Source organism: Solidesulfovibrio sp. DCME (assembly GCF_049995385.1).
Classification (GTDB): Bacteria; Desulfobacterota; Desulfovibrionia; order Desulfovibrionales; family Desulfovibrionaceae; genus Solidesulfovibrio.
This window is the reverse complement of the sequence record NZ_CP188261.1, coordinates 4,849,640-4,861,611: the sequence shown is the minus strand read 5'-3', so window position 1 is coordinate 4,861,611 and position 11,972 is coordinate 4,849,640. Positions and strand designations below refer to the sequence as shown.

At 51.7% G+C, this 11,972-nt stretch carries 4 protein-coding genes; 3 read left to right on the top strand and 1 reads right to left on the bottom strand.

What is annotated here, in order from left to right:
• Positions 1-203 precede the first annotated feature (203 nt).
• A complete protein-coding gene (locus ACP59X_RS21540; protein ID WP_428562493.1) occupies positions 204-6,737 on the bottom strand; it encodes a DUF3320 domain-containing protein in 6,534 nt (2,177 codons plus the stop codon).
• 768 nt (positions 6,738-7,505) lie between these two features.
• Between ACP59X_RS21540 and ACP59X_RS21535 the strand changes: the two genes are divergently transcribed.
• The 3 genes from ACP59X_RS21535 (at position 7,506) to ACP59X_RS21525 (ending at position 11,909) form a co-directional block, all read left to right on the top strand.
• Positions 7,506-8,087: a YagK/YfjJ domain-containing protein gene (locus tag ACP59X_RS21535; RefSeq protein WP_428562491.1), complete on the top strand. Its 582-nt coding sequence runs from the start codon at positions 7,506-7,508 to the stop codon at positions 8,085-8,087.
• A gap of 138 nt (positions 8,088-8,225) precedes the next feature.
• Positions 8,226-8,843, top strand: a complete 618-nt coding sequence (locus ACP59X_RS21530; protein WP_428562490.1) for a hypothetical protein — start codon at positions 8,226-8,228, stop codon at positions 8,841-8,843.
• A gap of 930 nt (positions 8,844-9,773) precedes the next feature.
• Positions 9,774-11,909: a C1 family peptidase gene (locus tag ACP59X_RS21525; protein ID WP_428562488.1), complete on the top strand. Its 2,136-nt coding sequence runs from the start codon at positions 9,774-9,776 to the stop codon at positions 11,907-11,909.
• Positions 11,910-11,972: the final 63 nt, after the last annotated feature.

Genomic DNA, 11,972 nt, shown 5'->3' with positions numbered 1-11,972 from the left:
CATTTTCCTCCAAAGTTGCACCAAAAATGCGCCAAGTTTTGGTCCAAATTGGCGAAAATTTTGATTTTTATAAATATAAAAATCAATTATTTCAATAGAGTATTTGGGTGACGTTCCAAATGGAGAGACGCCGGAACTGGCTTTCGCCGGAATCGTCGACTTATGTCGTAATCAGATGTCGTTGCCTTCAGGTGGTGGCGGTTTCACTTTTCTGGTCGTGCTTGCTTGGAGAATCGCATATCCCAGGCTCGTTCAAGTCTGGCTCTTGTGACGGCACGAAGACGCTGTAATCCCATCATACGCGCCATCACTGCTACAGGGTCTTCAGCCTGGGCGAGGGAAGTGGAGGCGGCGCATGCGAGTGCGGCGAGTTCGGCTAAACTGATTTCATCTGCCGGGCGTGACTCGCCGTTCACTTCCATCCGAAAAAGGTCCCACTGGCCGAGCGTGGTGCCGACGGGCCAGAAAAAGACACCCCCATCTTCCTCTGCGAAGCTCGTAAATTCCTGAGAAGCAACCTTAAGGACTTTCTCCCGAATTTTGCTGCCAGCCTTGTGGAGGCCGCACCGCTTGGCAATACGCCTAGCCAGGACATCACTCCGGATTGGACCTTCAGCGGCCACAACTTCCCGGATGGCTTCGGCGAGTGCTGTTTCCTGACCATCGGTGAGGAGGTCTGAACTCGTCGCCACTGCCGGAGCCGCCACACAGCCTGTCTCTTGAGCAACACTACGGAAGGCATAGACAGCATCTGCCGCAGGCTCAGAGGGCACATCCGCAGCGGGCGTGGCAGAAAACAAAGAGATCTGGCGTGGACTGTCGTTTTCATCCGTTGGGGAAGCCATCATTTCGTTTGAAGCTGACTCTTGTGCCTCGCGCCGGGCTGCTTCCTGATGCGTCCGTTCCGCTTCGGCTTTGGCCTGTTCCTCTCGGGTTTCTTCAAGGATCTTTCGCAGCTTAGAGTCAACGGTCTTCGCGGCCGTCTCGGCATCATGCCACCAATCCGTAGACCAGATGCGCACGATCCTCCAGCCCAAACCCTTCAGGACCTGCTCGCGGAGCCAGTCCCGATCCCGTGCCGTAGCAGCCCGGTGATAGGTAGCGCCATCGCACTCAACACCAGCTAGATAGCGGCCAGGTCGTTCAGGATCGACCACACCCAAGTCTATGCGGAAAGCGGAGACACCGACCTGAGGGTGGACCGTCCATCCCCGACGGGACAAAGCTGCGGCCACGATTTCCTCGAAGGGTGACTCAAAGTCACCTTGTAGTGCAGTTGTTTCCTCAGCCAAGGCCCTGATGCCACGCTGGGCATAATCGAGAAAAAGCTTCAGGTCAGCCACTCCTTTGGCTTTGGTGCGCGTCAGGTCGATTTGATCAGGCAGAAGACTCGTGAAAATCCGCAGCCCGTGCTTGGCCCGGGTGACAGCCACATTGAGTCGCCGCTCCCCGCCATCCTTGTTCAAGGGGCCGAAGTTCATGGACACCCGGCCTGCGAGGTCCGGGCCATAGGTGATGGAAAAATAAATCAGGTCTCGCTCGTCGCCTTGAACGTTTTCCAGGTTCTTCACAAAGACCGGTTCGTTCAGATCATCGGAGAAAAACCTTTCCAACGCAGTGTCGCGGCGACGCTCTTCGTCGAGGAGGTCCTCGATCAGCTTTTGTTGCTGCGAGTTGAACGTCACTACGCCAATGGATTTGCCGCTGGCCACAAAGTCTGGAGCCTGGAGTTGGCGAACGATATCGGCCACGACCGCCTTGGCTTCAACCTGATTCGTGCGGCTCCCGCCTTTGTCATAGTGCCCACCTTCCACCATGTGCAAGGAAACCGCGCTGTCGTCAGTCACGGGCGAAGGGAAAGTGACAAGGCCACTGCCGTAATATCGGTTGTTCGAGAAGGCGATGAGACTTTCGTGGCGGCTGCGGTAGTGCCAATTCAGGCGCTGGCAGGGCAGGCCGGCACTCAGGCATTCGTTAAGGATGCTTTCCATGTCGCCGCCGATCTCCACGCTATCGTCAGCATCCTCATCCTCGGCCCGGTTGAAGAAGTTGGTTGGCGGCAGTTGCTTGGGGTCCCCCACGACCACGACCTGCTTTCCCCGGGCCATGGCCCCGATGGCGTCCCACACCGGGATTTGGCTGGCTTCATCGAAGACCACCAGATCGAACAGGGCTCGGCTTGGTGGCAGGTACTGGGCAATGGACAGCGGACTCATCAAAAGACACGGCGTCAGCCGGGGCAAGGCCGTAGGTAACTGTTCGAGAAGCTGTCGCAGGGGCAGGTGTCGACGTTTTTTCGCCATTTCACGACGCAAGACGCCCCATTCCGAGGCGCGTTTGGTCTCCTCGGCCTCGGGCACATCCTGGCGGACAATTGCCCGAATGCAGTCCCTGGCCAGATTGGCCAACACAAGGTCAAGGCGTCGAAAATCCTCAATGACCTGTTCGTGTTCCAATGAGACGAAGCGTCGCAACAGGACATCGCCGTCCACCACGGCTCTGAGCCACCAACGGCAGTAATTGATCGCAAAAGCCTCCCTGGCCTGCCCGGCGACAATGGATCCTTTGGCCAGGGCTTCGGCCAGTCCGCCCAGCCCGACGGCATGCGCTTCTTCCACGACTCGGTTCCAGGCGCACCAGAGGCGCAACAATTGGGGGCGCGCCAATATGTCGCGGCAATAATCGGCAAGCCGTGAGGACGTCAGGGCCTCCAGGCTGCGTGTCCCGGTTGTGTCGCTGCCACACCACTCTTTCAACGTAATCAGTGCGGTCCGCAACCGAGCGACTTTGGCTTCGAAATCGGCGCCGGACCGAGCCACCACGCCTGAAGGGGAAAGCAGAAGGTTGTTTTCACCGATAAGCCGTTGGAGGGCTTCCACCCCGGCCTTGAGCGTCTCGGGACAGTCATAGAGGCCGGCTAGACTGGCCTTGAGTCCATCTCCCAATTTACGGGCCAAGACAAGGTCCTCGGCTCTGGTCTCCACTCCTTTCCAGAGGCCGCCAGTTGCCGGGCCCAGCGCGGTATAGGCGGAGAGTTTCGTGTCCAGATCCCGTATTTTGACGAGGGCATTGAAGACGGCAGCCGCACGATTCAGCTTTTGCCAGAAGCGGTCGAACGCTGCTTGAAAGGTTGCGTGGCGTTCGGGCCAGTCCCAGGTGTGCTCGATAGGGTCTTTCAGGTCTTCGAAGGGGGCAAGCTTGGCATCCAGATCCCGAATACCAATGAGCAGGCCTAGGTCCTTTGCGTCATTCGGAGTCTTGGCTGGCTTGGCTTTGGCTACAGCCTGAAGAGCCTTGCGGACTTTGCCCTGCGCCAGGGTACTTTTGGGCCACCAAGCCGTGGCCGCCTGCTGCCAAGTTTGACGATGTCCCTCAAGGTCAAGGTTCAAAGCCTCAGGGAGATAATCCCGTGACAGCTGGTCCCACAACCGCTGGCGCTCCGTAACCAGGGCCTGCCCCTCCTGCAAACGGGCCAACGCGGTCTTATGTACGGCCTTGGCCGTGGTTGCCAAGGAAGATATCTCTTGCCGCAACCCGTCGAGTCCTGAGAAAATGGGAGCTTCCTGACTGTCGCCAAAAGGCGATACAGAGATTGCCTCGGTGCATGCGCGGTACCGGGACAATTTCCGTTCCATCTCTTGTACCGACTCTTCCAGCTCAGGCCATGGTCCTGAATTTTCATCGGCAGGACCGGCCGTGGGGGCCCCTGCGGCGTCTTGTTCCTGAAGCTCGGCCAGGAGTGCCCGACGAGGGCCAACGAAGGATTCCCCTTCCCCGAGTCGGACAAGGAGGTCCGGCCCGTCAGGGCGCAAGAGAAAGCTCCAGTCCCGACCGGATGCCTCAGGCAGGAGGGCGGCCAGCGAGGACAGGGCCTGTCGAACGGGTTCGGCCAGGGCTGCTGCGGGTAAACCGGTTGCAGCAAAAAATTGGGCGCCGGCGGTTTCTGTCTCCTCGCAAAGCATGAGCGCCTGGCGCAGGGCCTCCGACAGGGATTCTTCCCACCCTGGCGACCATTCCGTGGCCGTGACCAGGGCCAGACTATCCTTGGGTGCATCCATGACCTGGTCAGCATTGATGCCGAGCCGGGTGGCGATGTCCATCAGCCTGTTGAGGTCTGCCTTGTCATGGTTTCCCGGATCAGACCAACGGAGGGGAATCATCGCCATGTCTCGGGCCGAGAGGGTCTTGCTTATGGCAGTGAAGACGCTCAGGCCGTTAGGCCAGCGGTGGTGGAGGGTACTGACGAGGGCGTTTAGTTGATCGCGCAGGGAGCCCATGCGGGCGGCTTCTTGTTCCCACCGTGATTGATCGACACTGACGCGAGCATCCCAGGATTGCTGGAGTTGCTTGAGGATTTCCAGCTTGTTGGCCTTGTGGGAATGGAGTTCCAGGCAAAATTCTCCCAGTTCGACCTCTTTGAGCCGGCGATAGACCACGTCCAGAGCGGCGGTTTTCTCGGCCACGAAGAGCACCGTTTTGTTCATGGCCAGACATTGGGCGATAAGGTTGGCGATGGTCTGGCTTTTCCCGGTGCCGGGAGGACCTTCCAGCACGAAATCATTGCCCTGGGCCGCGGCCACCACTGCCGCGAGTTGAGAAGAATCAGCCGGGAGAGGACAAAAATTATGAGATGGGTGCAGGTGTCGGTCCAGGTTCCCCGGTTCGATGAAGGCGGCTCGATCACCGTATGTCTCAGTCGGGGTATCGATCAGGTGGCGCACCACGGGGTTTCGTTTCAATTCCTCCGTATGGTCGGTGAGGTCTTTCCACATGAGGTATTTTGCAAAGGAAAACTGTCCAAGGCTGACCTCTTCGGCCACTTCCCAGCCGGGCATGTCCTTGATGGCCGTGGCTACAGTCCGCCAGATGGCGAGCACGTCCAACCCCGAGTCATCATGCGGCAGTTCAGACTCGAGGCCCGGGAGGAGCAGGTGGAAATCCTGCCGCAGCATTTCCAGCAAGGTCAGGTTAAAGCGCGGTTCGTCTTCGTGGCTCGCAAGGGAGAAACCCGAGCGGACGGCTTGGCGGTTTAGCGTGACTGGAATCAGTATCAGAGGAGCCCGCAGCCGGCGCCCGTCCTTACCCTCCTGGGTCCAGACCAGGAATCCGAGCACAAGGTACAGCGTGTTGGCGCCGCCCTCCTGAAGGGCCATGCGAGAGGCACGGAACAGTTCCACCAGCCGACGCTCCATTTCCTCCTCGGACAGGCAGGTGAAGAGTTCGCCTTTACCGAGGCCCTCCCGCGCATGTTCTCGTTCAACCTCTTCTTTATGGCGCGCTTGATGAATGGCTTCGTCGCGCGGGTCGTTCCCCTGCATCAGGCGAATGCCCGGCCGCAGCTTGAACCGCTTGCCGTCGGCCAGCATGTCCTCCAGGTGACCGGGGTCGGGAACCATGAGCTCTAAGACCCGTCTGGTAGAGCGAAAGTTGAGCAGGTTGTTGCGCAGAGAAAGATCCAGAAGCTTGCGCTGCCAATTTCCGAGTCGGTCCTGAGGACCACTCGGAGTCGTGCTCTCAGGTTGCGTTTCGACTTCCGTGAGGTCCGGGACATCGTCGAAATCAAGAACATCGGGAATCTGCGTCGCGGACTCCTCTGGAGGCGCTGGCTGGACGAGACTTTCTTCGCTGGCCAAGGGCAAAATTCGTTCCATCCTCGCCCGTTGGATATCCAGCGCCAGTTGAAAAGGCCGCGGCTCTTCCTCGGAAACTTGGCGTGCTCCTACTTCGCATGACCATTTGAACTTGGCGGGGTCCTGCTGGCCACGCACCGCAAGGGTGGGCTCGAAAAGAAGGATTTCCTGAAGTTGCAGACGCTTTCGAAGGGCTGTGACATCGTCGATGGCGGTGGTCGCAAAGACTTCGGGTACGAGCCAAGCGCCGGCAAAAGCGTGCCCGTCTATGAAAATGAGGAGCGGATGGAGTCGGCACTGCTCAAGACATGAGGCGAAAAGCAAGGTCAGGTCGAGGCAGGTGGCGAGGCCATTCTGGAGAATCTGCTCAGGCGAGCGGACTTTCTGGCCCTGCTGCTCGAAGCCGGCTGGCGGGAGGGCATAGTTCAGGGACAGCGAGCAGATAGCTTGCCAGATGGCGGCCATGATCTCCCACACCCGGAGTTTGCCGCCTGTTTTGTATCCTTCCAGGGCAGATTCCTTCCCCGCCTGGTGCAGAAGGTCGGCTGCCTTTCTCAGCACCCGGTCCACGGCCGGATCATTGGGCCTCACGAAGGCCGCCGCCAGTTCGGGGAACTGATTCAATCCCCCCCATTCATTGCGGGCGAGCAGTGCTACTGACTGCTCTAATCGGCATAAGCTGGTGTCACCTTGACGCAAATCAAATACGATTTGACTCTTTTCGGCCTCGGTAAGCCGGAACAATTGCCCCCCGTCCATATTTAAGTCCAAGTCCGTGATTGTATAGCGCTGCTGCGGACTGATTTTGCTTATTTGCCAGTCCCGAGATCGGAAGAAAGCTGGAATGGAGTGCAGGGAAAGGACAAGATCCTCTCTGTCTTGATTGCTGGTATTTTCAACAGAGAGTTCCAAAAGCACTGGAATGGAGTTTTGATGCAAGGCAAAGGATATCTTTGGAGCAAAAGAACTTTTGATGACAAATTCAGTAGTTGTAATAGCTAGTTCAGTCATTATAATTCCCCATGACAATAGCTGCCTTACAATACTTGAGTGAAAGATAGTCCTGTCAGATGAAATTTTCTTTTCGACTGGAACGAAAGAGGGCAAGGAAAAAATCCTTGGCAGAAAAGGCCTGGGCAGGTCAGGGCCAGTAAAGTGAACGGGCAACTAAAGTCTACGCCGCGCATGATCAATAATCCTATCTCTGCCTGTTCGAAAAGTGAATAGACTTCTTATGCTGAGCTCGCCAATGCCCGGCAATGGAAGAGCATTGGTATGGAATTTTGAAAGCGCAAAAAGATAGGTTTGGCATGTACCTCACCTGGTCAGTTCATCCTCCCTCGCCATCAACTCGCCAGCGGTCTCAACTTTCGACTGGCACTAAGAATGGGAGGTTTACTCAATGGCTGAGCATCCCACAGCCTCTCCTTAAAACCTGCGTTTTTGAGAGGTCTTTAACTTCAATGAGGATAATCAGAATAGCCGCTATCGTTTTTTATAGGTGTATTTTGATGAGATCTCCAATCGCATCATTCATAAGAAGCAATGAAACAATACCTTTCTGAGTATTTGTGTATTATTTTTAACTAATTCACTCACTATAGTATGATCTAGATGTGATCACAATTAAAAGTCTAGCCGTTAATATCTGGTGTGTTCAAAATGATACTGGTGCAGGATGTTATGTAATACATAATAGATCATCTCTTCTAAATAAATCATATCTATAAAATAAACTAATATAAAAAATAAACAATAACCTCGTAACCAAATATAAAATTTAATAAAAGAACAGTAATGCCAAACACAACAAACTTTCTGTTTCAGATATAATAAAAGTACAATAAAGAAATTATGCAAGGAGGAGAAGCAATCATGCTCAATCACTGGAATGAAATGAGTGTATTGATGACACGATACGATTATGAATATTCTATATTTCAAAAATTAATAGAGTTATTAAATTTTTATTTAAACAAACACAGTAAATGTCTCGTTGTTAGATTTGATTTAACCTTCCCATTAAATTACATGTCAGTTGCAATAAATGTACTTATAAGTAGCTTTACTCAAAAACTGATACAAAAATATAAAAGACAAGGACTTGATCCATTTTATATCTGGGCAAGAGAACAGAATACAAGTGACCATCCTCATTATCACTTTGCATTATTGCTCAATGGACATAAAATAGAAAGTTTTAGTCATGTGTTTATGAATGCTCAGAGCCTTTGGGCTAGTACGTTAGGAGTAGACGTTTCTGGGCAGGTACACTATTGTATTGGAGAAAAGTATTATAAAAATTATGCTAATGGCATTATGATTGAAATGTACCATGATGAAGCCCAAGCTAAGTACGATGCAGTCATATGTCAATTGTCCTATTTGGCTAAGATAAAAGATAAAAGAGACTACGGTGACCCTTGGAGAAATTTTGGTATGTCTCGACTGGAATGATTTAAAATTTAAGTTCATCATTCTATAGGCAGACAGAGAGGGCAGGATGCTCTGGCCATATCCTGCCCTCTTTTGTTTAGGCATCTTTGGGACAGCTCTCTGTGACAACAATGTTTTTTTAAAAACAGGAGGATCTCCATGGATTCCAATAAGAAATTTCCCAAGATCAAGCAGGCTGGTGTGGTTCAGATTAGAGGTAAAGATGTGACCACTTATGAAAGTAAACTGGACTATGCTCACCAATATGGCATAAAAAGCTTGAAGGTAGAGGTGTTGCAGGTTCCTTCTGAACAAAATGGTCAAATGTGTTTTTGCAAAGCTGAACTGGTGACTGCTGATGACAAAGTCTTCTCTGATATTGCAGATGCATCGCCAAGCAATGTACCAAGAGGATGCGCTGACAGTTTCCCTCGGATCGCTGCCACGAGAGCAAAGGGAAGAGTGCTTTCAGATGCTTTCAATATCAAGAGTGTGATGATCGATGATGCGGATATGCCTCCAGATGGTGCTGGAGGTGGTCACATCATAGATGCTGATTATACAGATATTACGGATGAAAAACCACAGTGCAATCAAGCTCAAAATGGTGGTGGCTTTAAGCCCGCCTCGGAGAAGCAATTGGCGCTGATTTCATCTTTAGCTAGAAATCAAACTGTTTCGCCTGAAGATATTGCCAATACTTTGTTTGGCAAGTCGTTAAGTGACTTGCAGGGTTGTGAAGCAAACAAAATTATCCAGGAGTTAAAAGTGAAGTAAAGAATGGGCTTTTTCATGGATGCTGGAGTTTAGTTGTCGTATAGACCGGTAGCTTATGACGTTGTTTATCCTTAGCCAGGGAGAAGAGTTTGCTCTGAAGGGAAACGACAGGATGAGCCCGGCATATTCATTGGCAATTTGGAAGTCGGCCTGTCAGCGTTATCCATCTCCGCTTTCATTCTGCGGCTGGTATGCACCAATGGGCTCATTCCCAAGATGGAAGTCGAAGCCTCGTATCGTCATATCTCGACGCGGATACTCGCCGATTTCCCTACAGTGGTAGGCGATGTCAGCATAGTGACGCTTGCGTAAAAGAGGCAGTTGCAATATTCACTTGAATCAGAAGGGAAAAATCCCATGGATACCTTGCGATCATTCAACCGCCAGTTTCAATTGGGAAAGCCCGAGGTCGAGACCGTTGAGTGGGCGTGGTCGCAGTAGCAAGGGGAGACCATGTTCCACGTTATCAATGCCTACACCAAAGCGGCCAGCACCCTCGGTTGACGGCGGAGAGTGGCTATCGGTTGCAACGTGTTGTCGTTTGACAACGTGTCGGCGGGATGGTCCTGGGGATGGTCAATTAAGGTAGGAACGAGAGGCCCGGAAGAAGATCGAAAGCTGAGCCACGATCTCTTGCCAGTTCCTCGTTCGCTTCGTCCAGAGCTTCTCGGCTTCGGCCAACCTGAGCGTAAAAAACCCGGAAAGGCCAAAAATTTTTAGTTATAATTTTATGCAGTGAAATTATCTTGTTTTACCATTCGTTCTCGGGATACATGGCTTGAGAATGAAAACGTTTTATCATCGGGATGGGGCAAAGACTTTTGGTGCATAATGCTTGGTTGTTGTGCTAAATACAGCAAGAAAACTTGTAAAAATAGTTAAGCAAGGTGTAGTAAGGTGTTACATCAAAGGCTATCGAGGATTAGTAGTGTGTCTAGAGCCATAATCTTGGTTTTAATAGTTATTATTAAATTGTCTGATGTTGGGTGGGCTGATACAAAAATTTTTCAAAACAAAAACATTGATTCTATTAATTCCGTTAATGCACATCTCGCCCAACGGGGTGCTACCTGGAAGGCAGGGGAAACGTTCATTACCAAGATGCCGGATGACCAACGCAAGGCGCTTTTTTCCGGAGGTGCTTTGCTTCCTCCCAACCTCGATGAGATCAAGGCTCAGCACAAGCCTCTCACCCCACTCAAGCGTACCAACGGCGTTACGCCATTACCTGTCAAGTTTGACTGGCGCAATGTAAATGGTGTCAACTACGTGACTCCGGTCAAGAACCAAGGCGGCTGTGGCGCCTGCGTGATGTTCGCCACTACAGCTGTACTGGAGTCGCTCATCCGCATCAATACTTATGCCGATCGTCCTCTGTGGACCCAGGACTTCAGTGAGCAGTATATTCTGTCCTGCATGTCCTCGATCGGTTGCACCGGCTCCTATCTTGACGAGGTCCTCAATGATCTCATCAAGGATCAGGGTACGGTCATTGAACGGTATGCTCCCTATCAGGAGAAGGTGACTGATTGTGCCACGGTGGTGTCTGACGAGCATAAGACCACTGCCGGTCGGTACAAGATCCAAAACTGGTATGACCCTGGTACGGATCTTGAGACCATCAAGCGGACCATCGTAGAAAAGGGTCCGTTCGTAGCTACGATCTATGCTACCAGCGAGTTTCAATCTTACGTCAGTGGCATATATCAATCCACCAAGCCTGGTGGCATGTTGTCCGGCTATCACGTAGTGGAAGTCATTGGCTATGACGATGACCAAAAGTGTTTCATCATCAAAAACTCCTGGGGCAACTATTGGGGTGAGGATGGCTATGGCCGTATTGCTTATGCAGAAGCATCAGCTTCCAGCTACACCCAATTTCTCAACATCTTCAACACGGTCATGGAAGGTTCGGTGATTTCCCAGGCTGAGCCGAATGTTGAGTATCGTGCTAAGATCCCCAATTCCGACATCAAATACAGTAATTTCAATTACTACTACGTAGGCATTGTTGCTACGGGTGATGTGCTGTTTTACAAGTATCGTATGGATGGAGGAGATTACTCTGAAGTAAAAACTGTTGGTGCGGATGGCTTAATCATGATTGATAATCTGTATGAAGGTCTCCATACACTGGAGATGATCGGATGTGATTTTCTTGGCAATTGGCAGTCCACGCCTACGGTCTATACGTTTACAGTGGATCTGACATTTCCAATAATTATCCCAACGCAATACCCCGATGCAATCACCAATCAGACCAAGTACACGTTAACGTGGCGTGGGATAAACAACATCGATGATGTGGTTGGGTATCGGTTCAGTCTGGATGAGGAAACTTATCTGGAAAAACCAATAACCCCTGTCTCTCAACCTGCTGAGTTCACCATCACAAGAGACGGTGAACATTATTTTTGGTTTTATGCTTGCGACCGTGCAGGAAATTGCATGGCCAATAATTACACGTGGATAGTGGACACCGTTGCTCCCATCGGGAAGTGGACTACTCCTCCTGATCCTATTACCACTGAGGTGGATTACTATGTACTTGTGGATACGAGTGACGAACAAGCTGTGGTCTACAAGTACAGCCTCGATGGTGGTGATTGGGTAGAACAGTCTGCTGGTATATACAACGGGATACGCTTTTACAACTTGTCTCGTGGCACTCATGTGCTTAAGATCCTGGCGAAGGATATTGCCGGCAATTGGCAAAATGTTGCAGCACCGACGGTCTATACCTGGACTATCGTGGATCCTGCTGCACCAGTGGCCAAGCTTATGGCTTACCCGGGATATGAGTCTTATCTCAAAACTGGTACGATCACTGTCGGAGGCGACAACGTCGTCGCCTACAAGTATCGTATCGATGGAGGTGCTTATTCAAACGAAACGTCGGTGAGTACTCCCATTACCTACAACCTCAATTTTGGTCAGCACACTATCGAGATCGTGGGCAAAAACAGTCAGGGTACTTGGCAGACCGGATCTACCATGTATACTTGGAACATCTCACAGCAGCGTCGGAGTGTTCCACTAGCTGCGCTTCAGTTGCTGTTGCGGTAACAAAGGACATATGGGGTGCGCACAAACGCACCCCATATGTCTTACTGTATATATAATTTTTTT